A 14130-nucleotide genomic window follows, 5' to 3' on the forward strand; every position below is an offset into this window, starting at 1 on the left:
AGCAACAAAAAAGAGCTGCTCTAAACAGAGCAGCTCTTTCCTTTTATCATAAATCGGTCGGGTTATCTCAAATCTACCACCTGCACGCCTTTATACTTGGCTTTGTTGAAGCTGAAAGCGTCGGAGGCTAGCTCAGGGTTAGCCTGGAAGTTTTTGATGGTATAGGTATAGCGGTTGCCGTTGTTACGGAACATCTGCCAACTCTTCAGGGACTTGTCTTTCTGATTGATATACAGACGCACCTTAAAGATAGGGTTGCTGCGGTCTTCCGGAGCCAGCTCGATCACATCAAACGTGTCAGCGCCTTGCTTCTCAGAGCCGGCGTAGGCATACTTGTAACCTTTCTTATACATGTCGAAGATTTTGCTTGGCGCCATGGCCTCAGCTTCCGCGTCGGTCTCCGTGATGGTAACTTCGTTCACTTCTTTCAGGTAAGTCCACATCAGTTTACCATCGCTGATGATCTCCTGTCCGCTTACGGCCAGTCTATACTTAGGACCGCTTACCAAAATGTCGCCTTCCATTGTTTCTTTTACCTTGGCAGAAGGGTTCTCCAGCGTCTGTGCAAAAGTAGCTTTGAAAGCTTTCATACTTCTGTACTTCTGGCTCATCTGGTCCAATATCTTGCCTGCTTTCGGGTCCTGCTGCGCATTCGCCAGGTTCACAAACATAAATACGGCCAGCAAAAGGGATAATACTCTTTTCATGATGTTCTTTGAGTGTCGTGTTTTATTCTTTTCTACAGCGTATTCAATAACTGTTCCAAACTGTACTCGTCCGGAATTAAAACTTCGCGGGCTTTGCTTCCTTCGAACGGCCCCACTATACCTGCGGCTTCCAACTGGTCGATCAGGCGGCCGGCTCGGTTGTAGCCCAGCTTGAGGCGGCGCTGCAGCAGCGAAGTACTGCCCTGCTGGTGCTGCACAATAATGCGGGCTGCTTCCTCAAACATCGGGTCTTTGGAACTCGGATCGAAATCGGTTTTCTCAGAGCCGCTTTCATCGCCCACAAATTCCGGCAGCAGATAGGCGTCGTTATACCCTTGTTGCTCGCCAATGAAGTCGCAAATGCGGTCTACTTCCGGCGTGTCCACGAAGGCGCACTGAATACGGATCATGTCCGAGCCGATCGAGAAGAGCATATCACCCTGACCAATCAGCTGGTCAGCACCGCCGGCATCCAGAATGGTGCGGGAGTCAATCTTAGAGGTTACTTTAAAGGAAATACGCGCCGGGAAGTTCGCTTTGATAATACCTGTGATCACGTTCACCGACGGACGCTGTGTGGCTACTACCAAGTGTATACCAATGGCTCGAGCCAGCTGCGCCAGACGGGCAATCGGCGTCTCCACCTCTTTACCGGCTGTCATCATCAAGTCCGCCAACTCGTCAATCACAAGCACGATGTACGGCATAAACTTGTGCCCTTTTTTCGGGTTCAGCTTACGCTCCACAAATTTCTTGTTGTACTCTTTCAGGTTGCGGCAGCCGGCATCCTTGAGCAGGTCGTAACGCATGTCCATCTCCATACAGAGCGAGTTAAGCGTGTTCACCACCTTTTTTGTATCCGTGATGATCGCTTCTTCTGTATCCGGCAGCTTGGCCAGGAAGTGGCGCTCAATTTTGTTGAATAGCGAGAGCTCCACCTTTTTCGGGTCGACAAGCACAAACTTGAGCTGCGATGGGTGTCGCTTGTAGAGCAAGGAGGTCAGGATGGCGTTGAGACCAACAGACTTACCCTGACCGGTGGCACCCGCCATCAGCAAGTGTGGCATTTTGGCCAGGTCGGTGATGAACACTTCGTTTGTGATGGTCTTACCGAAAGCGATCGGCAGGTCCATATCACTCTTCATAAACTTCTCCGTCGACAAGATCGATTTGATCGACACCATCTCCTTCTTCGTATTCGGCACTTCTATACCTATGGTACCCTTACCCGGTATAGGCGCGATGATACGGATACCCAGGGCTGCTAAGCTCAGGGCGATATCATCTTCCAGGTTCTTGATTTTGGAGATACGCACACCGGCATCTGGCACAATTTCGTAGAGCGTTACGGTCGGGCCGATGGTGGCCTTGATGCTCGCTATACCTATGTTATAGTGACCAAGTGTGGCCACGATCTTGTCCTTGTTAGCTTCGAGTTCTTCCTTTGTTACCGACACTTTGGTGGTGCCGTAGTCGTTGAGCAAGTCGATGGTCGGGTATTGGTAACGCGCCAGGTCCAGCGTCGGGTCGTAGTTTTCGGTGGCCATCACATCGGCGGCTTCCTCTTCCGGCGTCTTTTCGATCTGCAAATTGAGGTCATCTTCTTCTCCCTCGGCTGTGTCGAACTCCGCTTCTGCCAGTTCTTCCTCAAACTCTGTTTCAATGTCGAGCTCCAAAGTAGGCGTTGGTGCAGGTGTGGCAGTTTTTGGTGGCTCTGGCTTGAGGGCACTCAGTTCCATCTCCAAGGCACGGTTGATCGCCTCTTCCTCCTCTTCATCAAAGGCTAGCTCATCTTCTTCCTCGGCATCCAACGAAGCAGTTGGATCGGCGTTGTGGTTGATATTACGGGCTGAACCATGCACCACATCCCGCAGCGACGAGGCACCTCCACGTTCAACTTCTACATCATCGGCTTCCTCAGCAGCCGGTTTACTCCAGTTGATGCTCGTGATATTAAAGAAGAACACCAGGAAGATAAGCAGCAGGAAACCCAGCAGCAGACCACTGCCCCAACCGATCAGGCTGCTTAGCCAAATGGCAGTTTCTATACCTATACCACCACCCAAAAAGCCTAATTCGCCTACCGTACCTGTCGTGAGCACAATGTACCCCAGCGTCAGGCTCAGCCACAGCATCGAGAAGGTGCAGAGGCCCAGTATATAAGACATCGAAATGGATTTCCAGCGGAACACAATGCGGCTGCCGGCAAAAAATGCGATCGGGATCAGGAAAAAGGCTCCTATACCTAATAAGTCATAAATAAAATAATGGGAAACCCAGGCACCGAACAGCCCCAGCCAGTTCTCAGCCTCCTGCCCCGATTCCTTCAGTCCGGTACCCTGCACCGACTCCACCACACTCTGATCAGCCTGGCCTGTAAACAGGTAAGACACAAACGCAATGGTCATAAAGAAGGCGATCAGCAGAAAAGAGAAGCCGATGAACAGCTTAAAGCGGCGGTCTGTCAAAAAAGCAGGTGCCTTCAGGTTGAACCGGAAAGACGGCAGCCTAAAAAAAGGCTTTTTCTGTTTCTTCTGTTTGGTTTTTTCACTGGTAGAGGCAGTGCCGCGTGGTTCATTACGGCCACGCACTTCATTCCTCGCCCTTCCCGTGCTCACCGCATCGTTTCTGTAAGTGTTCTTTGCCATACCCTTCGACTAATTAAGATTTCAAATTTACATTTTTTCGGCACACGCCGCTCAGCAAATCCGAAGGCTTTTCAGGAAATGTGCTAAAAAACCTCCCCCTGCCCCCTCCTAAAAACAGGAGGGGGTGTTAAGAGTATATCCAAACTGCTTTTTTAGAACAATGAATAGCTTAATGAAACGCAATCAACCGCGCTAGAAAGTAAGTTTACTCCCTCACCTAATGGTTTTAAAGCTATTAAAGAAAGAACACTCGAATAAATATGTTTCCATTTGAATACCCCCTCCTGTTTTTAGGAGGGAGGCGGGGGGAGGTTAACCTAATAACCTCTTATTTATACCCGCGACAAGCGCTGGACCTTCATAAATAAAACCTGTATACAGCTGTACCAGATCGGCGCCGGCATCAAGTTTCTCCTTGGCATCCTCCGGCGTCATAATACCACCCACACCAATGATCTTGATATGCTGCGGCAGGTGCTGACGCAGGTAGCGGATGATTTCGGTGGCGTGTTTGGTCAGCGGTTTGCCGCTTAGTCCGCCGGCGCCGATCTCTGAAACTTGAGTAGAAGAGGTATGCAGACCATCGCGGCTGATGGTGGTGTTCGTGGCAATAATACCACTTAGCTTGGCGGCGATGGCAATCTCGATTATATCATTTAACTGAGCTTCGTTCAGATCCGGGGCGATCTTGAGCAGCAGGGGCTTTTGCTTCGGCATAGAGCTGTTCAGCTCCTGCAGTGCCATCAGTAATTGCTGCAGCGGCTCTTTTTCCTGCAGGGCACGAAGGTCGGGTGTGTTGGGCGAACTCACATTTACTACAAAGTAATCCACCACATCATACAGCGCTTTGAAGCAATAGAGGTAGTCATTTAGCGCATCTTCGTTAGGTGTCACCTTGTTCTTGCCAATGTTACCACCGACGATGATGTTGCTCTTCCGCTCCCGCAGTCGCTTCACGGCAGCGTTCACGCCTTCGTTGTTAAAGCCCATGCGGTTAATAATGGCTTGGTCTTCCGGCAGACGGAAAAGGCGCGGTTTTGGGTTGCCTTCCTGTGGTTTTGGAGTAAGCGTACCGATCTCGATAAAGCCAAATCCTAATTCAGCTAGCTCATCTACCAGTTTGGCGTCTTTATCAAAGCCAGCTGCTAGACCTACTGGGTTAGGAAATTTCAGGCCGAATAGCTCCCGCTCCAGCCGCTTGTCCTCTACCCGGAACATACTGCGGCTGATGCTTTTGGCAAAAGGAAGGCCAAAAGCTGTGCGCAAAGCATCTGTGGTGAGGTAGTGAACTTTCTCAGGATCTAGTTTGAAAAGAAGCGGACGGATGAGGCTCTTATACACGGCAGCGGATTTGGTTAGAGTTAGCTGCCCGCAAAGATAGAAAGCGAATTTATACTATCCTCGATAATTATGCCTCGCTTAGCTACAGTACTATGCAGCCTGTTAATCTACTTGCTACTCTGATAGCAGCTCATCGATCTTTGCTTTTAAATCATCACTCCTAAACACATAACTCTTTTCTCCTTTCGCATCCGTTGAGACCTCAACCGGCATAGTGCCGTTATGTACCTCTCTCACCATTCCTGCCTTATCAATTAAAATTGTTTGAGGCACGGAGTTGACAAAATTCATCATATAATTGGCACTGCCTGGAAGTATGATGAAATCAAATACATGCTTTTTCAGAAACCTTTTGATGACCGGCTTATCTTCGGGCGACATCGAGACAAACACTACATCCTTTCCCGTATAACTTTGCTTTAACTTATTTAGCTCTGGCATTTCCAGGATACAAGGTTTGCAGAAGGTGCCCCATAGATTGAGTACCACCACTTTCCCTCGCAACTCATTGGATGAATAAGTTACACCTGTTATGTCTTCAGCTGCAAATGGTATCATAGGAGCTCCCACATGCTTGTCAACTAACTGCTGCTGCGCCTGAACTGTAAAGGCAAGGCACAGGGCAAAAAGTATAAACAGGATTCTCATGATAAATTTCATTTTAAAGCGCTTGATTCGGCTGTAGTATACCAGAACTTTTACCTGTTTATCTTCCTTTCAGCTGCTCCCAGTGCCGCTCCAGTACCGGGTTCTTTTTGTAGGGCTGCTTCCTCTCCCCTATCAATTCATTCAGAACCTTAATGCGGTCTCCTGTATTGGGGTGCGTGCTCACAAAAGCAAGCACCTCAGATTCACTCCCCATTTGCAGGCGCTCCATCAGCAAAACGGCGCCCTGTGGGTTCAGCTCGTTCCGGCGAAGCAACTCCAGCCCTTCCCGGTCGGCTTCCAGCTCCAGGCTGCGGCTGTACTCCAGGTTGCGCAGTGCCGATGCATTGTCTACCAGCACAGCGGCCACACCGCTCACATCCCCGAACAGAACCGAGGCCAGCATGTAGTAGGATAAGCTCCGCGTCATGGCCCGGAGTGAATGCCGGTTTTGGATATGCGCCAGTTCGTGCCCCATCAGAGCGGCCAGCTCCTCGTGGTGCTCCATTTTATCGAGTATCCCTTCATACACCACCACATAGCCACCAGGTATAGCAAAGGCATTTACCTCGTCGCTGTTCACAACGGCAGCTGTGATCGGGTAATCCAGATCGGTGTTCAGTTCGCTCAGGTACTCATTCAGTGCGGCTGTTTTCTCGTCGTTCACCTGATAGCCCTGTAGCAGCTTGGCATAGAGTTGCTGGCCGAGCTGGCGTTCGTAACTTTGCGGAAAATGCATCGCCACCCGGTCGGCAAGAGCCGGCACGCCCCAGATGATAAAGGCTACCAGCAAGCCAAGTAGACTCAAGCCCATGATGCCTATACCTGTGCAGCCCAGACTCAGCACGCTGTTGTAGCCGGACTTCAGGAAGGCCGCACCGCGATAGTGCTGCTGCAGCGCTTCCTTAAACCCTCTGTCTACTACTGATATACTCTGTTGCGGGAATTTCCCATAACGCAGCAGCGTGGTTGCATCGTTGAACTCCGACTGGTGTATACCTGCCGTTTCCCAATGCACTGAACCACATACCTCGTCTGCGCAATAGTCGATGCGCAGTCCGTCTGCCAGCATAGTGATCTGTGCCGGCATGCCTTTGGAGCTTTGCCCGTTATAGTATTTCCCCTCAAATGTCATGTTAGATAACACCGATATCCATCATATCCGTCATGCTTTCATAAGTAGCCGAATCATAGGCTTCTTCGGTCTGCACCAATGCGTCGGCGTCGAAGTGTCCGCTCATCACGGTGTTGTTCATGATCAGCGACAGGGTGCGGGTGGTGGTAAGCGGTATGCCCAGCCCCAGCGTGAACACCACGATCAGGATGTTGCCAACCGTCAGCTTCAACACTTCCCAACCCGAAACATGGCACTGCAAGCGGCTGTAGGTGCCGTCTTACTGCAGCACCACAATATTGTTCACATAAAAGTGCAGTAGGTTTTTGGTGTACCAGAAAAAGTATATACCCAGCGTGAAGATTGATAAGAAATAGCCTTTGAGGTTGATCAGGAACAGATCGGCGCCATCGCGCAGGCTCACATTTCCGAAACGCACATTATCAATCATCTGTTTGCGCAGCTTCACCACAAACCACGATCCGTAGATGCCGAATGTGAAAATCGAAAGGAAGAAACCCACCAGGTAGGTCGTGAACATGTCAGAAAGCTCCCCACGATAACCCATGTGAATGCCACGCCAGCTTGTGCGGGATGTGCGGTAACGCATCATACCATGTAACGCCACGGGTATAAGCGCCAGGAAACCCAGCAGAAACACAGCATATGAAATCAGCAGGGTACCAACATCTTCTGAGAAGATACCATATAACAGTACGCCATAAAGAAAGGCAAACACTGCCAATCCTTTGATGAAGCCGATGAACATTTCTTTGCCGGTACCATGAAACACGAATGATGTACCAGCCAGCTCCGTTTTACGGTACAGGTACTGCATGGACTTGGCTTTTGCCCAAGATAGTAAAGCCCCAGCGTCACGACAGTGAGCAGAAGGTTTACAATTTCGATGGCGAAGTACTCAGAGCCTTTGCCGGTAAAAGAGAAGTAGGTAGTCTGTTTTTCTTTTTCGAGTAAAGTTGTTGTCATAAGAAGCTTAGGAATAGGTGAAAAATGGTTGAAAAAAATAACACAGGCCATGCATGAAACACAGCCTGTGTTATTACAGCTTCTAAATATAATAAATATCAATTACCTACTATACATTCCGCTGACTTTCGCCCAAAATTTAAAGCCTCATTTTTCAGCCGTCCACTGCTCGAAATTGGGAAAGTATTTCGCCTTCCAGAAGGTATAGCGCGGAATGATGGCTGTTTTGAGTCTGCGTTTGAAGTCCGCATAATCTTTTTTCCCCTGTGGCGACCACAGCACCTCACTCAGGGCTGTCATACGTGGGAAGATCACATACTCCACCTTGGCTTCACTGCCTATGTATTCGGTCCACACATTGCCCTGTGCCCCGATGATGAAGTGGTCAAGCTTTTGTTCACGCAGGGCCTTTGGTACCGGCTCGAAAGCATACACCGCATCCACCGGGTTATAGCCGTGTATGGCCAAACTGTCGTTCGGGTCTTTGGACTGGTAGTGGTCGAAGTAGAGCGGCTTACCCGGCGACATGATAACCTGGTGTCCACGTTTGGCAGCGGCTATACCTTCTTTCTCCCCTCCCCAGTTCATGATCAGGGTCGAGGTGTTCAGATCGCCTTCCAGAATCTCGTGCCAGCCGATCACTTTCTTGCCTTTGGCGGCCAGGTAGCCTGCCACCTGCTCCACAAAGTAGGTCTGCAATCCTTTTTCGTCTTTCAGATTATGGTCTTCGATGAATTTCTGTGACACCGGATCGGCTTTCCACCACATTTTGCTCGTTTCATCGCCCCCGAGGTGAAAGTACTCCGAAGGGAACAGATCAGCTACCTCGTGGAATACTGTCTCTAAAAACTGAAATGTAGCCGGATTAGGCTGCAGCACATTGTTCTGCCGATTGTACATACCCCAGGTCGTGGCTACGTTCCAGGTCGTATCAGGGCGGGTGCTGAACTCCGGATAAGCGGCAATGGTAGCGCGGCTATGACCAGGAATATCAATCTCCGGTATAATATTGATGCCGCGTACAGAAGCATAATTGATTACTTCCAGCACCTCGTCCTTGGTATAGTAACCACCGTAGCGCTTGCCATCATACCTGGCTGGCTGGTCTTTGAAGTGCCCGATCAGTGTTTCCTTGCGCCACGAGCCGATCGTGTTCAGTTTCGGGTACGACTCAATTTCGATGCGCCAGCCCTGATCATCAGTCAGATGCCAGTGAAAGGTGTTAAACTTATGGAACGCCAAATAGTCGATGTACTTCTTGATGAACTCCAGCGGAAACATATGGCGTACCACGTCGAGGTGCATGCCCCGGTAAGCAAAACGTGGATAATCCTTGATCTGCACGTCGGATATCTTCACCTCACGTACCTGTTTGAGCGGGAATAACTGCAGCAAAGTCTGGATGCCGTATACCATACCGCCGGTGTCTTTGGCGCGGATAGTCACGTCTTTGCCCGATACCGTTAAGGTATACATCTCGGCTTTATCAACGGACTTACTATCGAAAACTAACCGGATGTGGTGACTGGCTCTGGGCTTGTCTGGCGTGTTCGGGTGTACGGGCAAGTTCAGTCCAGTCTGGGCGGCCAGCATCTCCTGCAGAAACTCAGCCTGCGCACCATATTGCTTATCGAAAACGATCTGAGCTTTCCCGTCAATAGTTACATGGCCTCTGGCCTCCTTGATCACCTCCACAGGTCGCGGCGTAATGTCGTCAACGGACTGACCGGTGGCGATGTAAGGTATAGCTAAGGAAAGCAGTACAATGGTGAGTATTCGGATGAAATTAGCTAGCATGCGGCTGTTTTGAAATTGTGTTGCTTATTGACTTCTGGAGAAACGATTGGTTTAATGGCTTTGGTATTGGGTTGGTCTAGCTCCGATGGACCAAACGGTAATGCTGCGTAGCACTACGACGTTACACTGTAACGTCGCTACAACCAAACTCTCTAACTCTTAAACTCCTCTCAGCTTCTAGGATGGTAATCTTTGATTACCTGCTTCAGGTAATCGCGGTCAAGGTGGGTATAGATCTCGGTAGTGGTGATGGACTCGTGGCCCAGCATTTCCTGCACGGCCCGCAGGTCGGCACCGCCTTCAATCAGGTGGGTGGCGAAGGAATGGCGGAAGGTATGGGGACTCACCGTTTTCTGTATACCTGCTTTGGCGGCCAGGTCTTTGATGATCGTGAACACCATCACCCGTGTCAGTTTAGCACCGCGGCGGTTGAGGAACACAAAGTCTTCGTGGCCTTTCTTGATCGTGAGGTGGCAGCGCACACCTTCTCGGTAGAGTTGTATGTGCTTGAGCGCATCGCGTCCGATCGGCACCAGGCGCTCCTTGTCGCCTTTACCGGCCACTTTCAGGAAGCCCATGTCCTCGTAGAGGTTGCTCAGCTTCAGCTCCAGCAGTTCCGACACACGGAGTCCCGAACTGTAGAGCGTTTCCAGCATGGCGCGGTTCCGAGTCCCTTCTGGTGTAGAAAGGTCAATGGCGGCCAGCAGCTGCTCTATTTCATGAAAGTGCAGCGTGTCGGGCAGTTTGCGGCTCAGTTTCGGGGCTTCGATAGTCTCTGTCGGGTCGGCGGTGAGCATGTCTTCCATGATCAGGAACTTGTAGAAAGCCCGTATACCTGACAGCGTACGCGCCTGTGAATGCGGCGTCATACCCAACTCAGCTACCCACTCCAGAAATTCCCGTAGTATAGGCGGGGTCATCTGCTCCGGCTGCACGCTTATACCTTTGATATCCAGAAAATCAGTCAGTTTGCGAATATCGCGCAGGTATGCTTCCACGGAGTTCCCGGAAAGCGACTTTTCGAGACGCAGGTATTGCTCGAACTGGGTAATGCAGATGGACCACTTCATAAGTTAAAATTTGGGCAAAAGAGGAGCTGACAAAACTTTCTTTTGTCAAAAAAATCAAAGCAAAGATAGTTAATCCTTAAATTGCAACCGCTTAATTGAGCTGAAATCACAAAACGCCCCAAAACTATGAAAATCCTCATCCTAAACGGCCCAAATCTTAACCTGCTCGGTATCCGCGAGAAGTCTGTCTATGGCTCCGAGTCATTCGAATCATATTTTGAAGAGCTGAAGGAGGCTTTCCCGGCCATGGAGTTGTCCTATTTTCAGTCCAATACCGAAGGGGTGCTGATTGACAAACTGCACGAAGTAGGTTTCAGCTACAATGGCATCGTGTTCAACGGCGGCGCCTATACCCATACCTCGGTAGCCCTCTCAGACGCCATCAAGGCCATCGAAACACCGGTGATTGAGGTGCACATCTCCAATGTATATGCCCGCGACGCCTTTCGCCACAAAAGCATGTTCGCTGCTTTTTGCAAAGGGGTGATCACTGGTTTTGGGCTGGAGAGCTACCGGCTGGCGCTGCAGTATTTTGAGCGCATGAAGCCGAAGCAGATCGGTTTTAACTCAAAAAAATAGCGTTACGACAGCAAAATTCCGTTTACTAAATAATTGCCTCCGCATATAGTAGGCATTCTATACTTTCTTTATATTACCCTCCATGTTGAATTTCTATCCAGGACCATCTAAGATTTATCCGGAAGTGCGCAACTACCTTGTGGATGCGTATGACGAGGGTATATTGGGGGCTCCGCACCGCGGAGAACAGTTTGTGCAACTATCACGCACGGTGGTGGGCTCGCTCAAGCGACGCCTCAACATTCCGCAGGACTATTCTATTTTCTTTACCTCCTCCGCCACCGAGTGCTGGGAGATCCTGATCCAGAGTCTCACCAAAAAGAAGAGCTTTCATATTTACAATGGTTCTTTTGGGGAGAAATGGTACGAGTACGCTAAAAAAATGCGGCCCGATGCCCAAGGTGTTCGCTTCGACATTAACGAAGCCATGCCAGTGGAGGAACTGGACATCAGTACCGACACCGAACTGATCTGCTTCACACAAAACGAAACGTCAAACGGTACGCAGGTAACGGCCTCTTCCATTCTCAATCTGCACAACCGTTTCCGTGATACACTTACGGCCGTAGATGCGACTTCTTCTATGGCAGGCCTCAACTTGAAGTACATTAAAGCAGATATCTGGTTTGCCTCCGTGCAAAAGTGCTTCGGTCTGCCGCCGGGGCTGGGTATACTGGTTTGCTCGCCGCGTGCCATCTTCAGGGCCAAGCAAATGAACGAGCGCAACCATTACAACAGCCTGGTGTCGCTCTACGAGAAGATGCTCAACTACCAGACCGTGCACACACCGAACACGCTCAACATCTACCTGCTCAAGCGCATGCTCGAAGACAGGCCTTTTATCAAGCAACTCGATATTGACCTGATTGATCGTGCCAATGAACTGTACGAGTTCTTCGGGCAATTTACCGACTTTAAACTGCTGATCGAAAACGAAGAGGTACGCTCTAAAACGGTGATTGTACTGGAGGCGAACGAGCGACTGGTGGAGGACATCAAGAAGCGGGCACTGCACCACAACATCCGGCTGGGCAACGGCTACGGACCATGGCAGCGCAACACTTTCAGGGTGGCCAACTTCCCCGCTATTGCTAACGAAGAGTACGAAGAGCTAAAGCGCTTTTTCCTGCATTATTACGCCTAAGAATCCTACCTTTGCGGCTTGTTAACAAATTGCGCCAGCGCTTGCAGGTATAGCTATACCCCATTTGCTGGCTTTAACATTTTAACAACCACCAAACCCATGCTTCAGGAACTGTTCAGTTTCAAGGAAATCGCATCTGTCACGCTTATCCTGTTTGCGGTAATCGACATACTTGGCTCTATCCCCATTATCATCGACCTGCGCAAGCGGGAGGGCAAGATCGAGTCAGAAAAAGCCACGATCATTTCTGGTATCCTGATGATCGTGTTCCTGTTTGTGGGCGATGGTATTCTGAAGCTCTTTGGCATCGACTTTGAGTCCTTTGCCATGGCCGGTGCCATCATCATTTTCCTGATCGGTCTGGAGATGATCCTGGGCAAAGACCTTTTTCACTCCGACCCGGAAGTAAAAAGCGGCTCGATCGTACCGCTGGCCTTTCCGCTTATCGTGGGAGCCGGTACCATGACGACACTGCTCTCTTTGCGTGCCGCCTATTCTTTGCCAAATGTGCTGGTGGGTATAGTACTGAACCTGATGTTCGTCTACATCGTTCTCAAGGCTTCGGCATGGCTGGAGCGTAAACTCGGCAAAGCCGGCGCCAACGTGCTCCGCAAGGTATTTGGTGTTATCCTGCTGGCCATCGCTATCAAGCTGTTCAAAACGAATTTACCAATTTAGTTGTGAATGAGTGATTGAGTGAATGAGTGAGTAATTTAGATGACGTTAAGACCTCTAAGTTTAGGGTAATAAATGACGACGAACACTCATATGCTCTTCACAACTCAAAATACACTCAGCCATAAGTTAAAACTCACTCATTTACTAATTCACTCATTTAAAATATGATCGAGCTTTTTACAGACGGTGCTTCAAGAGGAAATCCGGGTCCGGGAGGTTATGGCGTGATACTGCGCTGGAAAAACCATGTGAAAGAGCTATCAGCCGGTTTCCGGAAGACCACCAACAACCGCATGGAGCTGCTCGCCGTGATCGTAGGGCTCGAGGCGATTACCAAGCCCGGTATACCTGTCACGGTATACTCTGACTCCAAATACGTGGTAGATGCCGTGGAAAAGCGCTGGGTTTTTGGCTGGCAGAAGAAAGGCTTCGCCGGCAAAGCCAACGGTGACCTCTGGGCCCGTTTCCTAAGGGTGTATGCCAAGCACAACGTGAAGTTCGTTTGGATCAGAGGCCATGCTGGTCATCCTGAGAATGAGCGCTGTGATGAATTAGCGGTTGCCAGTGCGCTGTCGCCGAATTTATTGATTGACGAGGGCTTTGAGTCTGGGCAGTTTAATTCAAAATAATGGAGAGCGAATAGTTCAAACTTACCCGTTCTTACTCTCCATACCTTTTCAACCATTCCTAATTCTTAATTCCCTTGCCTAACACCTATTTCCAATTCAAACAATTCCGCATCAATCAGGACCAGTGTGCCATGAAGGTATGCACCGACTCGTGTGTGTTTGGGGCGTATGTGGAGGTGCATCGGGCGAAGCGGGTACTGGATATTGGAACAGGCACGGGTTTGCTGGCCTTGATGGTGGCGCAGCGGTCGGAGGCGGCAGTGGAAGCGGTGGAGATCAACCCGGAGGCACAGGCGCAGGCGGTGCAAAACTTCGCTGAAAGCCCTTGGGCGGAGCGACTGAAACTACACCCGATGCCCTTGCAGGAATTTGCGAAAACCTGTACGCAGCAGTACGACGTCATTCTGTCGAACCCGCCATTTTTTCTGGCTTCGCTTAAGTCCGATGATGCCGCTAAGAACGCAGCCAAGCACATAGGCGATCTGCTCTTTGAAGACATCCTGACTTTTACACAGAAGCATCTTACTCAAGACGGTAAGCTATACCTGCTCCTTCCGCCAGCCGAGGCAAATCACTTCGCGGCACTTGCCAAAACGCACGCGCTGTACCTGACCGAAACACTGGAGATTTATACCCGCACCGGGGGCAAGTGCATTCGTTATGTGCAAACCTATACCTGCAAGCCGACGGAGAAGGCTGGTACAAAGAACTTAAACATTCGTGAAGAAGACGGCACGACCTATACAGCTGACTTCACAGCCCTGCTACGGGATTATTATTTGATCTTCTAA

14 protein-coding genes and 1 pseudogene are annotated in these 14130 nt (G+C 50.0%); 5 read left to right on the forward strand and 10 right to left on the reverse strand.

What is annotated here, in order from left to right:
• Positions 1-62: 62 nt before the first annotated feature.
• From lolA1 to xerD, 10 genes and pseudogenes are all read right to left on the reverse strand, one after another.
• Positions 63-707, reverse strand: a complete 645-nt coding sequence (lolA1, locus tag AC5FXQ_RS14155; RefSeq protein WP_196114518.1) for an outer membrane lipoprotein periplasmic chaperone LolA1 — start codon at positions 705-707, stop codon at positions 63-65.
• A gap of 32 nt (positions 708-739) precedes the next feature.
• Positions 740-3355, reverse strand: coding sequence for an FtsK/SpoIIIE family DNA translocase (locus AC5FXQ_RS14160; RefSeq protein WP_493603083.1), 2616 nt, complete (start codon positions 3353-3355; stop codon positions 740-742).
• A 312-nt stretch (positions 3356-3667) separates the two neighbouring features.
• Positions 3668-4696: a quinone-dependent dihydroorotate dehydrogenase gene (locus AC5FXQ_RS14165; RefSeq protein WP_493603084.1), complete on the reverse strand. Its 1029-nt coding sequence runs from the start codon at positions 4694-4696 to the stop codon at positions 3668-3670.
• Positions 4697-4810: 114 nt separating this feature from the next.
• On the reverse strand, positions 4811-5356 hold the full coding sequence (locus AC5FXQ_RS14170; RefSeq protein WP_493603085.1) for a TlpA family protein disulfide reductase: 546 nt from the start codon (positions 5354-5356) through the stop codon (positions 4811-4813).
• Positions 5357-5402: 46 nt separating this feature from the next.
• Positions 5403-6476: a M48 family metallopeptidase gene (locus AC5FXQ_RS14175; protein WP_493603086.1), complete on the reverse strand. Its 1074-nt coding sequence runs from the start codon at positions 6474-6476 to the stop codon at positions 5403-5405.
• 1 nt (position 6477) lies between these two features.
• Positions 6478-6717: a DUF898 family protein gene (locus AC5FXQ_RS14180; protein WP_493603087.1), complete on the reverse strand. Its 240-nt coding sequence runs from the start codon at positions 6715-6717 to the stop codon at positions 6478-6480.
• Between the two features lie 18 nt (positions 6718-6735).
• Positions 6736-7293: a DUF898 family protein gene (locus tag AC5FXQ_RS14185; RefSeq protein WP_493603088.1), complete on the reverse strand. Its 558-nt coding sequence runs from the start codon at positions 7291-7293 to the stop codon at positions 6736-6738.
• A gap of 65 nt (positions 7294-7358) precedes the next feature.
• Positions 7359-7493 (reverse strand): annotated as a pseudogene (locus tag AC5FXQ_RS14190) (hypothetical protein); the annotation flags it as partial.
• Between the two features lie 96 nt (positions 7494-7589).
• On the reverse strand, positions 7590-9239 hold the full coding sequence (locus AC5FXQ_RS14195; protein ID WP_493603089.1) for a beta-N-acetylhexosaminidase: 1650 nt from the start codon (positions 9237-9239) through the stop codon (positions 7590-7592).
• A gap of 170 nt (positions 9240-9409) precedes the next feature.
• Positions 9410-10309, reverse strand: a complete 900-nt coding sequence (xerD, locus tag AC5FXQ_RS14200) for a site-specific tyrosine recombinase XerD (RefSeq protein WP_493603090.1) — start codon at positions 10307-10309, stop codon at positions 9410-9412.
• A 126-nt stretch (positions 10310-10435) separates the two neighbouring features.
• On the opposite strand from xerD, the gene aroQ reads away from it, so the two are divergent.
• From aroQ to AC5FXQ_RS14225, 5 genes are all read left to right on the forward strand, one after another.
• Positions 10436-10888, forward strand: a complete 453-nt coding sequence (aroQ, locus tag AC5FXQ_RS14205; protein WP_493603091.1) for a type II 3-dehydroquinate dehydratase — start codon at positions 10436-10438, stop codon at positions 10886-10888.
• Positions 10889-10970: 82 nt separating this feature from the next.
• Positions 10971-12032, forward strand: coding sequence for an aminotransferase class V-fold PLP-dependent enzyme (locus AC5FXQ_RS14210; RefSeq protein ID WP_493603092.1), 1062 nt, complete (start codon positions 10971-10973; stop codon positions 12030-12032).
• A gap of 111 nt (positions 12033-12143) precedes the next feature.
• Positions 12144-12710 carry a MarC family protein gene (locus AC5FXQ_RS14215; RefSeq protein WP_040574344.1) on the forward strand — a complete coding sequence of 189 codons (567 nt, stop codon included), beginning with the start codon at positions 12144-12146 and terminating at the stop codon, positions 12708-12710.
• A 164-nt stretch (positions 12711-12874) separates the two neighbouring features.
• Positions 12875-13339 (forward strand): ribonuclease HI, encoded by a 465-nt coding sequence (gene rnhA / locus AC5FXQ_RS14220; protein ID WP_493603093.1) that lies wholly within the window; start codon positions 12875-12877, stop codon positions 13337-13339.
• A 74-nt stretch (positions 13340-13413) separates the two neighbouring features.
• A complete protein-coding gene (locus tag AC5FXQ_RS14225; protein WP_493603094.1) occupies positions 13414-14130 on the forward strand; it encodes a tRNA1(Val) (adenine(37)-N6)-methyltransferase in 717 nt (238 codons plus the stop codon).

This window comes from Pontibacter sp. LHS1, assembly GCF_058932855.1.

Coding starts and splice junctions, on each gene's coding strand:
- aroQ (WP_493603091.1), top strand. CDS start 10,436: ATGAAAATCCTCATCCTAAACGGCCCAAATCTTAACCTGCTCGGTATC.
- AC5FXQ_RS14160 (WP_493603083.1), bottom strand. CDS start 3,355: ATGGCAAAGAACACTTACAGAAACGATGCGGTGAGCACGGGAAGGGCG.
- xerD (WP_493603090.1), bottom strand. CDS start 10,309: ATGAAGTGGTCCATCTGCATTACCCAGTTCGAGCAATACCTGCGTCTC.
- AC5FXQ_RS14210 (WP_493603092.1), top strand. CDS start 10,971: ATGTTGAATTTCTATCCAGGACCATCTAAGATTTATCCGGAAGTGCGC.
- AC5FXQ_RS14170 (WP_493603085.1), bottom strand. CDS start 5,356: ATGAAATTTATCATGAGAATCCTGTTTATACTTTTTGCCCTGTGCCTT.
- AC5FXQ_RS14195 (WP_493603089.1), bottom strand. CDS start 9,239: ATGCTAGCTAATTTCATCCGAATACTCACCATTGTACTGCTTTCCTTA.
- rnhA (WP_493603093.1), top strand. CDS start 12,875: ATGATCGAGCTTTTTACAGACGGTGCTTCAAGAGGAAATCCGGGTCCG.
- lolA1 (WP_196114518.1), bottom strand. CDS start 707: ATGAAAAGAGTATTATCCCTTTTGCTGGCCGTATTTATGTTTGTGAAC.
- AC5FXQ_RS14175 (WP_493603086.1), bottom strand. CDS start 6,476: ATGACATTTGAGGGGAAATACTATAACGGGCAAAGCTCCAAAGGCATG.
- AC5FXQ_RS14185 (WP_493603088.1), bottom strand. CDS start 7,293: ATGCAGTACCTGTACCGTAAAACGGAGCTGGCTGGTACATCATTCGTG.